Source organism: Methyloversatilis sp., from assembly GCF_051861465.1.
Classification (GTDB): domain Bacteria; phylum Pseudomonadota; class Gammaproteobacteria; order Burkholderiales; family Rhodocyclaceae; genus Methyloversatilis.
In genome coordinates this window covers 269,783-285,231 of sequence record NZ_JBHYCQ010000005.1, presented here as the reverse complement: position 1 = coordinate 285,231, position 15,449 = coordinate 269,783, and the positions used below count along the sequence as shown (strand labels likewise).

15 protein-coding genes are annotated in these 15,449 nt (G+C 65.8%); 8 read left to right on the top strand and 7 right to left on the bottom strand.

Annotation, left to right across the window (positions count from 1 at the left end; all coding sequences use genetic code 11):
• Positions 1-136 precede the first annotated feature (136 nt).
• From ACTIFF_RS09465 to ACTIFF_RS09445, 5 genes are read right to left on the bottom strand one after another with little or no spacing between them, the layout of a single operon-like run.
• Entirely contained in the window at positions 137-1,174 is a 1,038-nt protein-coding gene (locus tag ACTIFF_RS09465) for a DUF6352 family protein (protein WP_439536594.1), read from the bottom strand.
• Positions 1,174-1,989 (bottom strand): formylmethanofuran dehydrogenase subunit C, encoded by an 816-nt coding sequence (locus ACTIFF_RS09460; protein WP_439536593.1) that lies wholly within the window; start codon positions 1,987-1,989, stop codon positions 1,174-1,176. The genes ACTIFF_RS09465 and ACTIFF_RS09460 overlap by 1 nt, the downstream gene beginning before the upstream one ends.
• A complete protein-coding gene (fhcD, locus tag ACTIFF_RS09455; RefSeq protein WP_257078916.1) occupies positions 1,986-2,882 on the bottom strand; it encodes a formylmethanofuran--tetrahydromethanopterin N-formyltransferase in 897 nt (298 codons plus the stop codon). Before fhcD ends, ACTIFF_RS09460 begins: the two co-directional genes overlap by 4 nt.
• A gap of 4 nt (positions 2,883-2,886) precedes the next feature.
• On the bottom strand, positions 2,887-4,557 hold the full coding sequence (locus ACTIFF_RS09450; protein WP_257094919.1) for a formylmethanofuran dehydrogenase subunit A: 1,671 nt from the start codon (positions 4,555-4,557) through the stop codon (positions 2,887-2,889).
• Entirely contained in the window at positions 4,554-5,852 is a 1,299-nt protein-coding gene (locus tag ACTIFF_RS09445) for a formyltransferase (RefSeq protein ID WP_439536592.1), read from the bottom strand. The genes ACTIFF_RS09450 and ACTIFF_RS09445 overlap by 4 nt, the downstream gene beginning before the upstream one ends.
• 274 nt (positions 5,853-6,126) lie before the next feature.
• On the opposite strand from ACTIFF_RS09445, the gene ACTIFF_RS09440 reads away from it, so the two are divergent.
• The 8 genes from ACTIFF_RS09440 (at position 6,127) to ACTIFF_RS09405 (ending at position 13,652) form a co-directional block, all read left to right on the top strand.
• A complete protein-coding gene (locus ACTIFF_RS09440; protein WP_439536591.1) occupies positions 6,127-7,128 on the top strand; it encodes a beta-ribofuranosylaminobenzene 5'-phosphate synthase family protein in 1,002 nt (333 codons plus the stop codon).
• 92 nt (positions 7,129-7,220) lie between these two features.
• Positions 7,221-8,123 carry an NAD(P)-dependent methylenetetrahydromethanopterin dehydrogenase gene (locus ACTIFF_RS09435; protein WP_257078839.1) on the top strand — a complete coding sequence of 301 codons (903 nt, stop codon included), beginning with the start codon at positions 7,221-7,223 and terminating at the stop codon, positions 8,121-8,123.
• Positions 8,124-8,148: 25 nt separating this feature from the next.
• Entirely contained in the window at positions 8,149-9,312 is a 1,164-nt protein-coding gene (locus ACTIFF_RS09430) for an ATP-grasp domain-containing protein (protein WP_439536590.1), read from the top strand.
• The gene (gene mch, locus ACTIFF_RS09425) at positions 9,309-10,307 is read left to right on the top strand and encodes a methenyltetrahydromethanopterin cyclohydrolase (RefSeq protein WP_439536589.1); all 999 of its coding nucleotides are present in this window, start codon (positions 9,309-9,311) and stop codon (positions 10,305-10,307) included. The genes ACTIFF_RS09430 and mch overlap by 4 nt, the downstream gene beginning before the upstream one ends.
• A gap of 5 nt (positions 10,308-10,312) precedes the next feature.
• On the top strand, positions 10,313-11,239 hold the full coding sequence (locus ACTIFF_RS09420) for an ATP-grasp domain-containing protein (RefSeq protein WP_439536588.1): 927 nt from the start codon (positions 10,313-10,315) through the stop codon (positions 11,237-11,239).
• On the top strand, positions 11,233-12,117 hold the full coding sequence (locus tag ACTIFF_RS09415) for a triphosphoribosyl-dephospho-CoA synthase (protein WP_439536587.1): 885 nt from the start codon (positions 11,233-11,235) through the stop codon (positions 12,115-12,117). Before ACTIFF_RS09420 ends, ACTIFF_RS09415 begins: the two co-directional genes overlap by 7 nt.
• Before the next feature lie 152 nt (positions 12,118-12,269).
• Positions 12,270-12,779 carry a formaldehyde-activating enzyme gene (gene fae, locus ACTIFF_RS09410; protein WP_257078844.1) on the top strand — a complete coding sequence of 170 codons (510 nt, stop codon included), beginning with the start codon at positions 12,270-12,272 and terminating at the stop codon, positions 12,777-12,779.
• A gap of 162 nt (positions 12,780-12,941) precedes the next feature.
• Positions 12,942-13,652, top strand: coding sequence for a glutathione S-transferase family protein (locus ACTIFF_RS09405; RefSeq protein WP_439536586.1), 711 nt, complete (start codon positions 12,942-12,944; stop codon positions 13,650-13,652).
• A 66-nt stretch (positions 13,653-13,718) separates the two neighbouring features.
• Here ACTIFF_RS09405 and ACTIFF_RS09400 read toward each other — a convergent pair whose 3' ends face one another.
• Positions 13,719-14,945 carry an FAD-dependent oxidoreductase gene (locus tag ACTIFF_RS09400; protein WP_439536585.1) on the bottom strand — a complete coding sequence of 409 codons (1,227 nt, stop codon included), beginning with the start codon at positions 14,943-14,945 and terminating at the stop codon, positions 13,719-13,721.
• A gap of 83 nt (positions 14,946-15,028) precedes the next feature.
• Positions 15,029-15,433: a c-type cytochrome gene (locus tag ACTIFF_RS09395; protein WP_439536584.1), complete on the bottom strand. Its 405-nt coding sequence runs from the start codon at positions 15,431-15,433 to the stop codon at positions 15,029-15,031.
• Positions 15,434-15,449: the final 16 nt, after the last annotated feature.

Genomic DNA, 15,449 nt, shown 5'->3' with positions numbered 1-15,449 from the left:
CAATGCAATGCTAAGCGCCGAACGCGACGATTTAATTCGCACGCTCAGCAAATTCGAACACGCTTGAGGGCGATCAAGAAAGGGCTGAAAAACCGGAGAAAAACTGAACGGGTGCCGGCGCGCCCGGTGATACGTCTCAGTGTGTGCCCGTGAGCGGCAGGTTGAGCAGCAGATTCTGCGGCTTCATCTGTACCAGACCATTTTCGTCCATGGCCAGCGCAAGCCAGATCGGCCGCGCCGCGCCGTCCGGTCGCAGTTCGGCACGCATGTCGCGGACATCGAGAAAGTCGAGCCGGAACAGCGCGACGATGCGCGACAGGCGATCAGGGGCCAGCTCGCCCCCTTCGTACAGCGTGTTGAGCAGGTCCATCGCTTCGCTGTCAAGTCCGATGTGCCAGGCCCAGTGTTCGTCGCGGATATCCTGCTGCGGCGTGATGCGGACCGTGGAGCCGTAGAAATGAGCGATCCAGCGCTCCATCACGCGGCACAGCGCCGCCAGCGCAGGCTGGCCGAAATTCAGCGGCAACACGGCGCGGCGGCCGGCGCGCGCATACAGTTCGGCGGCACTGCCGGCGTCGAGCACGTCGAGGTCGACCGCGCGAGGAATCGCTCCGGCCTGGCGGATCAGGCGGCCGATATTGCCGAAACCACCGGACTCGGCGTAGTCGCCCAGCACTTCGGCGTCGGCCATCAGGATGCGGCCGCCGTGCGGGGTTGCGCGTTGGCTGCGGAAAAATAGCTCGGCTGCGCGCCACATCAGCGCACCGTCATTGCCAGTGCAGTCTTCGAGCAGGCCATGCAGGATGAGCTGCGTGAGCTGTGGCACGAACAACGGCGCGATGCCGCTCAGGCCCTCGAGGAACAGTTCGAGCCAGGCCGATTCGATGTCCGGCCGGGCGAGCACGCGGTCGCGAAAGGCGATGAAGGCGAACCAGTTGTCGCGCGCGTCCGCATCGGCAATCGATGCGATTTCGCGATGCGAGACGATGCGCGCCGGCTCGCCGAGCAGGCTGGACATCAGCGCGCGTTCGGCGTCGCAACTGTCCTCGACGAGCGCCAGCTCAGGCCTTGCCAGCCAGTCGCGCAGCAGCGCGTCGGTCACGACCAGACGCCCGGCTGCGTTGCGCCTGACCCGCCCGAAGGCCGAGTCAGGCCACCAGCCCGCCGCCGTCATCAGCCGCGGACGAGCAGTTCGCCGCGTCCGCTGACCGCCATGTCGCCCATGTATCGGCGCACCGTGCAGGCGCCGGCGTCGAGCGCACCGAACGGTCCGGGCAGGCCTTTCCAGCTGGCGTACAGCAGGCTGAGAAAGCCGAGCCGATGCGCGCCGCAATCGACGACGGTGGGCAGCATCTGCGCCGGCAATGCGTTGAGGATCAGCGTGCCGCGCTTCATGCCGTACGCCGGATAGGCGCCCAGCGTGCCGGCCACCGCGATCGTGCCGGCGATCATGCGGGTACCGCAGTAATCACCGGCATTGCCGCTGACCAGTATCTGGCCGCGCCGCATGCGGTCGCCCAGCCGGTCACCGGCGTGGCCGCCGACCAGCAACAGGCCGCCGGCCATGCCTTTCATCTCACCCGGTATGGCACCGCCGGCCGATTCGCCAACGTCCCCGGCAATGTCGATGCGACCACCTTTCATGCCGGTCGCGCAGAAGGCCCCGGCCGAACCGGCGACCGTGATTGTGCCGCCGAGCAGTCCCTGGCCGACGTAAGGCCCGGCGTCGCCGTCGACGGTGACGCGGCCCGATTTCATGCCGGCGCCGATGCGTTCGAGCTTGCTGCAGTCACCGCGGAACACGATGTCGGTCGCGTCGTCGCCGGATATGTCGAACAGATCATCTGCGCGCACGGCGCGCTTGCCGACCTTCAACACGATGGCTGCGATGTCGGACGCCGCCTGGCCCGCCAGTGCAGCAGGATTCAGCATGCCGACATCGACGCGCTGGGCCGGTGCGCTACGCAGCGTGAATGTCAGGGCGCTCATTTCAGGATCTCCCGCAGGTGGTACTGGAACTGACCGAGCTTGCCGCCGTAATTGCCGGCCGACAGGCGGCGGATGCCGCCGGCGGCACCGATCCGGCACACCGCACGCATGCCGACCTCCATCGCCTTCTTGACCGATGCGTCGGTCAGGCCGTCGATGACGATTTCGAGCACCGCACCGATGCGTTCGTCCAGCTCGGACTTGGTCGCACCGCGCAGCGTCGGGCAGAAAGCGTCATTGGTCGAGGCCGACAGCGCCTTGTACTTGGAGCCCACCTTGGAGCCGGACCGCACGACGCCACCCGGGAAGGGCATGACGATTTCGCGCAGCTTGCGCATGTCGACGATGGCTGCCTCGCATGCTTCGAGTGCCTGCACCTGGGTATCTGCGAGCACCAGGAAATTGCCGCCGCCGACCGCCTTCACCATGCGCGCCGTGTCCTGCACGAGGAATTCGCCATCCATGACCGGGATGCGCCAGTAGCGCTTGCCGGCGATCTGCTTCGAAGTCTGGAAACCGTCGCCGAAGTAGCGCAGCGTCTTGCCCAGCGGCACCGGGTCACCTTCGTCCAGTCCGGCAAAGATGGCACTGGTCGGGCTGGTCAGCACGCACTGGCCGACGCGCCGCTCGATCTGCTTGATCAGTTCCTTGCTCGACACGGCGAACAGCAGCACCGATACGCCCGGACGGCCGTCCGGCGTTTCGTCCGGCGACATCATGCGTTCGATGCCCGCCTCGGCACCGCAGGCGATGACCGAGGTCGCGAATCCGGTCAGCGCATTGGCTGAATGCAGGGCCCAGGTTTCGTTGTAGGCCGTGATGATGAGGCGGATGCCCCGCATGCCGAATGCTTCGGCAAAGGTGTCGTCGATTGCTACGCCATTGATGATCATCGGTTCAACCCCGCTTCCGGCAGGCATGGGCGATCAGCTTCGAGCCGCCACCGCACTCGCACAGTTCATCGTCACTGATCTTGAAATTGTTCATGCGCACCGAATGGAAACGTTCGAAATAGGGTTTGATCTTCTTTTCGATGCCGATGTCGAATTCGGGCTTCACGGCATGCGTGCCGCCGCGCACCACCTTGACGATGCGGCCGTCGCGCACCACCAGTTCGCCGTCCTTGAACACCAGTTCCGGCTTTTCGAACATGCGCTCGCGGTCGGCATCTTCCTTGTAGACCACGATGTCGGCCGCCGCGCCCGGCGCCAGATGACCGCGATCGGCGAGGCCGATCAGCTTGGCCGGACCGGCGCGCGTCATGATCGCGATTTCGTACAGCGAATATTCGCGGTCGAGACCCGCCAGGTTGCTCATCGCGCGCGCATCCGGGTTGATCGTGTCGAGCATCGCATTGCGGAAGCTGCGGTCCATCAGCAGCTTGATCAGGTGCGGATACGTCGTGAACGGCGCGCCGTTCGGGTGGTCGGTGGTCAGGAAAATGCGCCACGGGTCATCGACCATCAGGAAGATTTCCAGGCCGATGGCCCACTGCAGCGCATTGACGAAGTTCTGGTCCTTGTACTTGAACGGCACTACGCCGCAGCCGGCATCGCACTCGATGTCCATGATGACCGACTTCTTCGGCGAGCCGTGACCGGCGTTGCGGTACTGCACCATGTTGTCGCCGGAGGCGGTCACCGTCTGGCCGAACAGGATCTGCCCGACGTCGGCCGACACGTTCTTCTTCTGGTTGATCGCCTCGGCAATGCGGGCCGCAGCACTCGAAAACTTGCGCTCGCCCTCGGTGCCGTAGCTGTGGAACTGGATGTGCGTCAGGTGGACCGGCAGGCCTTCCGCCGCGTCCATCGTGCCCAGCGTGGTGTCCACATTGCCCGGCACGCCCAGATTGCTGGCATGCACGTGCAGCGGTTTGGCCACCCCCAGGTCATGCACCGCGCGCGACAGCACCTTGACGATCTCGCGCGGCGTGATGCCGTAGAAGGCGTTCTGCTCGTCGAGGTCGAGCTTGCGCTGGTTGAACTTGAAGGCGGAAATCGCACCCGGGTTCACCACCTTGATGCCGACCGTCTGCGTCGCGTGCAGGGTCCACGCCACGTAATCGTTGATCGCCTGCTGGTCTTCCTTCGCCGCCAGCATGCGCAGCAGGAAATCATCGCTGCCGAGCATGGCGTAGCCACCGGTGTCCAGCATCGGCGTGTCGCCCATTTCCATGTGGGCCTGGCGCGCGTTGACCGGCAGCAGCGCCGGTTCGAACGCCGCGGTGTAGCCCATTTCGGCATAACGGTAGCCGGCCGCCAGGGTGCCCGGCGCGGCGTGGCCGCAGCTGGAGCGCGTCAGTTCGGTGCGCTCGACCGGATCGCCGCGATGGTCTTCCGGCAACATTTCGCGCGCGATGTTCACCTTGCCGCCGCCGATGTGGCTGTGCATGTCGATCGCGCCCGACATGACGATGCGGCCGGAAATGTTGTACTCGGCGCTGATCCTGTCGTTCGCGTCCGGCGCGGCGATCAGCCGGCCATCGCGGATGTAGAGGTCGCGTACCTGATCGTCGACGCCATTTGCCGGATCGATCACCCGGCCGCCGGTCAGCTTGATGACGCTCACGACTGCACCTCCTTCAGGCGGTTGGCGATGGCCACCGCCACCTCGCCGGCTGCCGGCAGCGCGCTCCGGCGCAAGGCCTGCAGCGGCAGTGTCACGACCTTGTCGGTACGCACGAAATGTCCGGTGTGATGCACGCCCGGCGTCGCGACCGGAATGTAGACCTGCGGCTCGGCGGCCAGCTTCAGTGACGGCGGTGCGATCACGATGGTGGGCACGCCGGTGGCCGGCGGCGACTGCAGGTCGTTCAGGCTGGACAGCCACACCAGCGCATCCGCTTCACCGGTCGCGAGCAGGCGGTCGATGCCGTTGTGCAGCGGGTCGAACTTCGGCGCGCCGCTGGCATAACTGGTGCGCATCGGATAGCCGGTCTGCCAGGTATGCACGGCGCCCATCGACAGGTCGCCGTCGTTGCCGGCCAGCGGCAGGCTGTTGCAGCGGGTGGTCACATTGAGCCGACGCACCAGCGACACGATGGCGCCCACATTCAGGTCGAGCTGCGACAGCTCGAATGCCGGTCCGGTCCACACGACCACGCTGTACTGTGCGCCCAGCAGCGCATCGGCCAGTGCCTGCCAGCGCGCCAGCGCAATGCCCAGCGGGGCATTGCCGGCCACTGGCTGCTGCGCCACCAGCGCATTGAGCACCGACAGCGCTTCGGGCATGCGGCTGGGCTCGAAGTCGAACACGTCGGGCGCACGCCCGTCCGGCGAGTGACCCGGCTGCGTATCCAGTCCGCCGCCGAGATAGACAATGCGCCGGCTGGCCGGCTGCAGGTCGAACATTGTTTCCTTCACCCACACGCAGCGCTCGAAGAAGCGTGGCTGCGCGCTGACCGCATCGGTGCCGACCAGCAGGATCAGGTCGGCGCGATTCTTCACTTCGGCCAGCGTGGTGTTGATGCCGCCGCCGTCCTGGATCACGCGGCTGGCGCGCCAGCCGAATTCGTTGTTCAGGTGGTCGATGACACCGCCGGCCCGATCGACCAGTTCCATCGCACCGCGTGCGCCAGCCACATCGAGCGCCATGCCGCCGAACATCGGCTGGGCCGACGCGGCGAGCAGGCGGGCTGCTTCGGCACAGGCTTCGTCCAGCGTGGCCGGACGACCGGCGATGCGCGGCGTCGCGGCCGTCGAACCGGCGCCCAGGCGGGCAAATCCGCTGACCGCCCGATCGCAGCCATGGGCCACCACCGCCAATGCAGCGCCGGCGGTATCGACGCTCAGGTCGTCACAGGCGTGGCCGCACAGCGGACAGGCCACCTCGGTGACGACAGTCGAAGTCGCTTCATGGGTCATGAATCATCCGTTTCATCAGTTGGGTCACACTCAGCACTCGCCACGATACAACATGCAAAAAGCGGGTGCGGACTGACGTTCGGGTGCCGCAGTGCAGCATCGAAGTCACGACGAACGCGTGAGATCAGTCTGTTTCACATGCGATACAGCACGATCCGAAAACGACGTCACCCGGCAGCACCGGACTCCGTCGCCGGGCCACATCCTCCAAGCCTTCCCTGCGCTGCAGGCGAATTTGGGATAATCAACGCTTCTTCGGACCACGATTGACGCGATGAACTCCAGACACGCAACCGCCGCCGCCCTGACCGTTCGGGCCCCCGCGCGTCTGCACCTGGGCTTCATCGACCTCGACGGCAGCATGGGGCGGCGCTTCGGCAGCGTCGGCCTGACGCTGAACGGGCTGAGCACGGTGGTCGAGATCGAGCCTTCCGACACGCTTCAGGTGACCGGTGCCGACGCCGAACGCGCCCATCGCTACGCCCATGACCTGAGCACGCGCTTCGACCTGCCGCCAGCACGCATCACGCTGACCGACGCCATTCCATCGCATTCGGGCCTCGGTTCCGGCACTCAGCTTGCCCTCGCGGTCGGCGTGGCACTGGCCCGGCTGTACGGTCTCAATCTGGATTCACGCGAAGTCGCCAGCCTGCTCGACCGCGGTGCCCGCTCCGGCATCGGCATCGGCAGTTTCGATGGCGGCGGCTTCATCGTCGATGGCGGTCGCGGCGCCGTGGATGCACCGCCCCCGATCATCGCGCAGATGCGCTTTCCGGCCGCCTGGCGCATGGTGCTGATTTTCGATCACGCGTGCCGCGGCCTGCACGGCAGCGCCGAGAAGGAAGCATTCCGCGTGCTGCCGCCCTATGCGGCGGGCGTGGCCGACCGGCTGAGCCGGCTGGTGCTGATGCGCGCACTGCCCGCGCTGGCCGAGGAAGACATCGACCTCTTCGGCGCTGCGATCAACGAACTGCAGCATTGCGTCGGCGATTACTTCTCGCCGGCACAGGGTGGGCGCTACACCAGCAAGCGGGTCGGCGAGGTCGCGCTGACCCTGCAGGAACTGGGCGCAGCCTGCATCGGCCAAAGTTCGTGGGGGCCGACCGGCTTCGCGCTGGCCGCATCGGAGGCCGATGCGCAGGCCATGGTCCGGGCGGTTCGCGAACGCTACGCGGATGCGGCCGGTCTGGAACTGATGATTTGTGCTGCGCGCAACGAAGGCGCGCAGTGGACATCGCGACAGACTTCAACTGCTGCCGCGACCAGCCGTGAATAAGTACCGGGCACACCTGTGGCCCATGCAAGCACGCACCTGACAACGACGTAACCAGAGTACGCAGCCTTCGGGCGGAAAGAGTGAGACAGACCATGGAAAACCCCTACATCCTTCACATGTTCAGCCCGACCAACAACATCAGCCCGTTCGACGTGAACATGGCGTGTGATGCGGGCTACCAGGTTCTGATGCCCTATTCCGGCGTCGGCCTCGACCAGATCTACGGCCTGACGCAGGACGCGATCTTTTCGCGCGGCCCCAATGGCGTGAAGCGCACGGGCCTGTTCATCGGTGGCCGCGACATCGGTCTGGCGGCCGACATGCTGGACGCCTGCCGCAATGCGATGGTGCCGCCGTTCGAAGTGTCGGTGTTCGCCGATCCGAGCGGCGCCTTCACCACCGCGGCCGCGCTGGTCGCCTGTGTCGAACGCCAGTTGCGCAAGGCGCACAACACCGAACTCGAAGGCAAGACCGTGCTGGTGCTGGGCGGCACCGGCCCGGTGGGGACCGCCGCAGCCGTACTGGCTTCGAGTGCCGGCGCCAAGGTGCTGGTGGGCAGCCACTCGAGCGCCATGCGTGCCCGCGTCGCCTCCGAGGTGGTGAATACGCGCTACGGCTCGTCGGTGCTGCCGGTCGAGGCCGGATCGAACGAACAAAAGGAAAACCTGATGCCGCAAGCCAACATCATCCTGTGTACGGCGAAGGCCGGCATCCAGGTGCTGAGCAAGGCGCAGCTGATGTCCGCGACCTCGCTGCTGGTGGCCGCCGACGTCAACGCGGTGCCGCCGGCCGGCGTCGAAGGTCTGGGCGTGATGGACGACGGCAAGCCGCTGGAAGCCGGTTCGGGCAAGGCGGTCGGCATCGGCGCACTGGCCATCGGCAACGTGAAGTACCTGTGCCAGCGCGGATTGTTCCAGCGCATGATCAATACCGACAAGCCGGTCTATCTCGACTTCCGCGACGCCTTCGCCACCGCCCGCGAACTGGTGGCCTGACCGTACCAGGCTGGAAAGCACGCCGGTGCCGCACTGGCTCATCGTGTCGGGCAGCGCACGCGCGCTGGCGCACTCATGCGCCGCGGCAGGCTGGACCTGCGACGTGATCGATCCGTTCGCCGACACCGACACACGGGCGCTGGCCCGACGTACCGTCAGGGCGGATTTTCGCGACGGTGCCTTCGGTGACGACTTGCCTGCGCTGATTGCCGGACTGGCCGGAGACTGCGACGGCATCGTCGCAGGATCGGGCTTCGAACGGCGGCCTGATCTGCTTTCCGCGCTGGACCTCGCGCGCCACGCATCCGTCCCGCGCATCGGCAACACTGCGGCGACCGTACAGCGCTGCAAGGCGCCGGACACGCTGGCGGCCGGCCTGCAGCAGGCGGGCGTGCGCTTTGCGGCGATGCGCAGTGAAGGTCGGGCACCGGACGGCTGGCTGATGAAACAGACCGGTGCCTGCGGCGGCGCGCACGTACGACCGGCGTGGGCTGGCGAGGCGATTCCGCCCGGCTGGCATGCACAGGAATACGTGGCGGGCGTTCCGGCTTCGGTGCTTTTCCTGGCCGATGGCCGTCGCGGCCGCATCGTCGGCGTCAGCCGGCAGTTTCCAGGGGCGATTGCCGGGCCGTACGCCTGGAGCGAAGCGGTGAGTGACCTGCCGCTGGACGACGCGCAGCTGGCCGCGCTGGAACGCGATGTCGACGCCATCGTGCAGGCGTTCGGACTGCACGGACTGAACGGTGCCGATCTGGTGCTGCAGGGCGGCCGTCACGTGCTGCTGGAAATCAACCCGCGGCCGACCGCAACCCTCGCGCTGTACGAGAACCGGGTCGAAGGCGGCCTGTTCGCAGCCCATGTGGCCGCCTGTGCCGGGCGACTGAACGATGTGGTGCTGTCACCGTCGGGCACGCTGCGCGGCCTGCGCGTGGTCTATGCGCCGCACGACCTGGTCATCGGCGACGGCGTCCGGTGGCCCGGCGGCTGCACCGATCTGCCGGCTGCCGGCAGCCTGGTCGCGAAGGCAACACCGGTCTGCACCGCTCACGCGGCGGGCCATGATGAAGAGAGCGTTCGCATGCAGTTGCAGCAACGCCACGAAGAAGTGCTGCACCGGATCGCCCCGTCCGCCGGAGCGGTTGCAACAGACCATAAAAACGATCTTGTATTCCCGAGGAGAAGCGCATGAGCACTGCAGAACACGGACCGGTACTGACCGGTGCCCAGCCCAGCGTGGGCCGATACGTCATGGATCTGGTCGAGGGCCTGGTACGCGACGCCGACGCGCTGCGCATCAAGGTTGATGCCCTGCCCGGCGGCGGCCGCGTCATCGACGCCGGCATCCACTGCCACGGCGGCATCGAAGCGGGTCGCCGCATCACCGAAATCTGCATGGGCGGTCTGGGCACCGCAACTTTCAATACCCGTGATGCGCACTGGCCACTGACCATCAACGTGCATTCGACCCATCCGGTCGTCGCCTGCCTGGCCAGTCAGTACGCTGGCTGGAGCCTGTCGCACGGCGAAGGCAAGGACGCGTTCCATGCGCTCGGTTCAGGCCCCGGTCGTGCGCTGGCGGTCAAGGAGCCGTTGTTTGCCGAACTGGGCTACAAGGACGACGCGAAGCACGCCGTGCTGGTACTGGAAGTCGATCGTCAGCCGCCGGCCGAAGTGCTGGCCAAGATCCGCCGCGACTGCGGGGTCGCCGACGACGCCGTGACGCTGATCCTGACGCCGACGCGCAGCCTGGCCGGTACGGTGCAGGTGGTCGGCCGCGTGCTCGAAGTCGCGCTGCACAAGGTGCATGCGCTGGGCTTCCCGCTGACCCAGGTGGTCGACGGTTCCGCCAGCGCACCGGTCGCACCGCCGGCGCCCGACTTCCTGAATGCCATGGGCCGCACCAACGACGCCATTCTGTTCGGCGGCGTGGCACAGCTCTATGTGGACAGCGACGACGATTCGGCTTCCGATCTGGCGCAGAAACTGCCGTCGTCCTCGTCGCGCGACTATGGCCGTCCGTTCGCCGAGGTGTTCAAGGAAGTGAAGTACGACTTCTACAAGATCGACCCGATGCTGTTCGCCCCGGCGCGTGTCATCGTCAGCAATCTGCGCACCGGCAAGAGTTTCCGGGCCGGCCAGATCAATGCCGAACTGCTCGGCCGTTCGTTCGGCGAGGGCAAGTAGGCGACATGGGTGCGCAGCAGGCCGACATCGCCATCGTGACCGACGAGCCGGGCTGGCACGGCAAGCGCCTGGTCGAGGCTTTCCGGACGCGCGGCCTGCTGGCGCGCTATGTCAGTCTGGGCGAGTGCCACATCGACCTGCAGCGCGGCGTATCGGGCGTGATGATGCCCGGCTTCGAACAGAAGCTGCCGCAGGCCGTTTTCGTGCGCGGCGTGGCCGGCGGCACGCTGCAGCAGGTGGTGTTGCGCATGGATTTCCTGCACTACCTGGGCGAACTGGGCATTCCGGTCTACAACCACGCGCGCGCCATCGAAAAGAGCGTCGACAAGGCGATGACCAGCGTGCTGCTGCACCACGCCGGCATTCCGACGCCGCCGACCTGGGTGGCCGAGAGCGAAAGCGAGGCGCGCGCCGTGCTGATGCGCGAATTCGCTGCCGGACACGACGTGCTGGTCAAGCCGCTGTTCGGCTCGCAGGGCGAAGGCATCGTGCGCCTGACGGCCGGCGATGCGCTGCCCGACGCAGAAAGCGTCGGCCACGTCTGGTACATGCAGCGCTACAGCGCCCGCTCGCGCGACGCACTGGGCGAGTGGAGCGACTGGCGCATCATGGTGATCGACGGCAAGCCGGTCGCCGGCATGCTGCGCAAGGGCCGCAGCTGGCTGAACAATGTGTCGCAGGGCGGACGCTGCGAGGCCATTCCGCCCGACGAAGCGCTGACCCGGCTGGCGGTCGATGCGGCCCGCGCCACCGGCATGGACTACGCCGGCGTCGACATCCTGCGCGACGACCACGGCCGGCTCACCGTACTTGAAGTCAACAGCATTCCGGCCTGGAAGGGTCTGCAGGGCGTCACCAGCCTGAACATCGCACAGGCGCTGGCGGACGATCTGCTGCGCCGCTGCCCGGCAGCGGGCGAGATCGCATGTTGATGACGCGGCCGCCCGACACCGGCCGGATCGCGCGTCAAACGGCGCTGGAAAGTGCCTTCCTGAACGCGTGCCGGCTCGACATCGAGGCGCTGAAGCCGGGCAATGTCGGCCGTCACGGCGACGGTCACCGCATGCAGGTGGCCGATTTCCTCGCCAGCGCAGAGGCGGCCGCCGGGCCGATCTGTCGCGCGGACGCGACAGTCGGCGAACGCATCGAAGGGGCCATGCGCGCCACCTGGCAGGCGGTCGGATGCAATACCAATCTGGGCATCGTACTGGGCTGCGCGCCGATCGCCCATGCTGCACTGCACCGCCAGTCTGGCGAAGACCTGTCGGCGTCGCTGCAGCGCACGCTGTCTGGCCTGACTGTCACCGACGCGTCACACGCGTATGCGGCAATCCGTCTGGCCCAGCCGGCCGGACTGGGTCGGCGCGACGATCACGACGTGGCGGGCGATGCGCGGATCACGCTGCTGCAGGCCATGCAGATCGCCGCGCACCGCGACAGCATCGCCGCGCTGTACGCATGGCGCTACCAATTGGTCCTCCGCCACCTGTTGCCGGTCCATCTGGCGGCGCGTGATCGATGGTGCAGTGAAGCATGGGCAGCGGCCAAAGTGTTCATGTTCTGTCTCGCATTGATTCCCGACACCCACATCATGCGCAAACATGGTCCGGAAACGGCGCTATCGGTGCGCAACACGGCGATACGCCTGCTGGACGGGTTTGAACGGGCGGATGATCCGGTTATGATGCAAGACACGCTGAGGGAATGGGACGAACGTCTGAAAACGGCGGGCATCAATCCCGGAACGAGCGCAGACCTGACGGTCGTGACCGCCTTCCTCGCCGGCGTGCTGGAAATTGCCGGCGCATGACGGCGCCAGGATGCAACCAAAAGCAAGAAAGCATCACAAAGGCACCAGAAACGCACCACAACGAAGTTTTTATCCTGTGTTTCGTACCCCGGAACGCGGGCTACCACAGGGGGTAAACCCCTATAACTTGCCTAGTAATGAGGAGATTCGATATGGCGAAGATTAATGGTCTGTGTGTTGGTGAATCCCTGGTTGGTGACGGCAATGAAGTCGCTCACATCGACCTGATCATGGGCCCGCGTGGCAGCGCTGCAGAAGCCGCTTTCGCCAACGCCCTGGTGAACAACAAGGATGGTTTCACGTCCCTGCTGGCCGTCGTTGCACCGAACCTGCTGTGCAAGCCGGCAACGGTCATGTTCAACAAGGTCACCATCAAGGGCGCCAAGCAGGCTGTCCAGATGTTTGGCCCGGCACAGCGCGGCGTCGCGATGGCCGTTGCCGACAGCGTTGCTGACGGCACGATCCCGGCTGACGAAGCCGACAACCTGTTCATCTGCGTCGGCGTGTTCATCCACTGGATGGCCGAAGACGACGCAAAGATCCAGGACTTCAACTACCGCGCGGTCAAGGAATCGATCGCTCGCGCTGTTGCCGGTACCCCGACCGCTGCTGAAGTGGTTGCCAAGAAGGGTTCGGCCACGCACCCGTTCGCCGCAAACTAAGCCTCACGGCTTCGTTGCGAAAAACGCCCCCGGCCAGACGGCCGGGGGCGTTTTTTTGTCTGGTGCACAAGCGCATCCGTCCATTCGCTCCGCCGCAACGTGGAGGCTACACTGCGGCGCAGAGACCATCCGCAGGTCGGCCATTCCAACGAAGGGAGCATCATGATCGATCTCTACACCGCCGCCACACCCAACGGTCACAAGGTTTCCATCGCGCTGGAGGAACTTGCGCTGCCCTACACGGTGCATGCGCTGTCGCTGTCGGCGCGCGACCAGAAGGAACCCTGGTTCCTGGCGATCAATCCGAACGGCCGCATTCCGGCCATCATCGATCGCGCGGAGGACGACTTCGCGGTTTTCGAATCCGGCGCGATCCTGATCTATCTGGCGGAAAAAACCGGCCGCTTGATGCCGTCGGACATGAAGGGCCGCTCGCGCGTGCTGCAGTGGCTGATGTTCCAGATGGGCGGCGTCGGCCCGATGATGGGTCAGGCCAACGTATTCTTCCGCTACTTCCCGGAGAAGCTGCAACCGGTTATCGACCGTTATCAGGGCGAGTCGATGCGGCTGTTCCGCGTGCTCGACGGCCATCTGAAGGACCACGAATTCCTGGCCGGCGACTATTCGATCGCCGACATCGCGAACTGGGCGTGGGTGCGCACCTATCCCTGGTCGGGCCTGAACATCGACGAACTGCCGCACCTGAAGCGCTGGCTCGATGTCATCGACGCACGCCCCGCGGCGCAACGCGGCGTGGTGATTCCGCCATCGGACATCGACCTGACGAAGCCGGAGGGTGACAAGGCGGACGCCTTTGTCCAGGGCGCACGGAACATGGTCGAAACCGGGAAATCCAGGAAGGACGGGGTCTGACCGGCGTACCGCGAGAGGTGCCCAGCGGACACCTGGGCCTCGGGTATCCGCCGTCATGCCGCGACGTCAGGCGAAGGTGTCGTCGAACAGGCGTTCTGCCCACTTGAACATCTGTTCGAAGTTCTTCGTCGAGTGCCGTTCCGCTTCGCCGAAGGACGCATCGACGCGCTTCATCAGCCCGCTGCCGGCGTCGTAGGCGAACACCGCGTTCAACCACGAGGCCGTCGTGTAGGTGATGGGACTGTAACAGGCCGAATTGAGCACCAGGCTGGACAACCTCGCCGGCTCATCGATCGGCCAGCCGTTGAGCAGGCGCACGACCGCGTCAGCGCACACCTTGGCTTCACCGTTGGCGATGTGGCCGGCCTTCGGCAGCCCCGTGCCCTGAGCATCGCCGATGACGTGAATGTTGGGGGCGACCGCCGATTCGAATGACAGCGGATCGACGCCGGCCCAGCGCCCACCGACATTTGCCAGCCCGAGCTGATGCACGAGCGGTGCCGCGGTATTGCGCGGAATGTGGTTGAGCACATCGCAGCGGTACGCAACCTCGCTGGCGCCATTGCGCACCCACGCCACGCGCCGGCTGCCCTCGAAGCTCACCCGCACCACCTCCGCGTTCGGCACATATTCAAGCCGGCCGGCGTACAGCACATTGAAGGCGTTCAGGAATGCCGAAGGCTCCGCCTGGATGACCGGGTTGGCGTCAAGCACGACGATTTTCGAGCGCGGCTTCTTGCGCTTCAGATAATCCGCGATGACACAGGCCCGCTCATAGGGGCCGGGCGGGCAGCGATACGGTGCTTTCGGGATCGTCACGATAACGGTAGCGCCATTCGCCATCTTCATGAGCTGGTCGCGCAGCGTAAGCGTCTGGCTGCCGGCGATCCAGGCGTGCGGCACCAGGGCCTGCAGGGCCGGCGTGCCCAGGCCGGGTACCGAGTCGAAGCCGATACCCGGCGCAACGATGAGGCGATCGAAGGCCAGGGTCGAACCGCTGGCCAGATCGAGTTTCCCGGCGACCGGATCAGCCGCGACCGCCCGGTCGCGCACCAGTTCGACGCCGTAGCGCTGATGCAGCATCGAGTGGTTGAAACCCAGCGCCGCGTGTTTGACGCGATCATTCAGCACAAGATTGCTGAGGATGCACGACACGTGCGTTGCATCGGGCTCGACCAGACTGACCGACACACCAGGGCCGCCCCACTGCGCAACATATTTGGCTGCGGTCGCGCCGGCGAAACCACCGCCAACCACCACGACCCGCGAGGTCGCGGCACGCGCGTGACGCATATGACCCAGCAAGGGCAACGCGGTTGCTCCGGAGGCTGCCTTGAGAAAGGTTCTGCGATTGAAATGCATGGACATGTTCTCCCTCAACGACGCGTGGTCGGCGACACGCGCAGACCACTGGCCGACTTCGCCTTGGCTCGATGCTCGGACTCGTCTTCGTCGTCATCACTGCTGCGACCGCTGACCGGCGAACCGGCATTGACAGCAAACCACTGCGCGATGCGCTGTATCTGCGCGTCGTCGTAGCCGCGTGCCTGGAGGTGCATGATGTTCCTGGTGCCAGACTTGGCGCGCATCTCGATCATTTCTTCGGCGATTTCGGCAGCGGTTTCACCGGTCAGTCGGTCGAATCCGCCCCGACCGGTGCGATCGGCGGCGTGACAGCCGAGGCATTGCGACGCCAGCAGCCTGTCGTCCTCAGGTGCTGCCAGGGCCAGCGCCGACCATGCAAACAGCGCCAACGCCACACTTTTCCCCATTTTCTGCATCGCGTCTCTCCTCGTT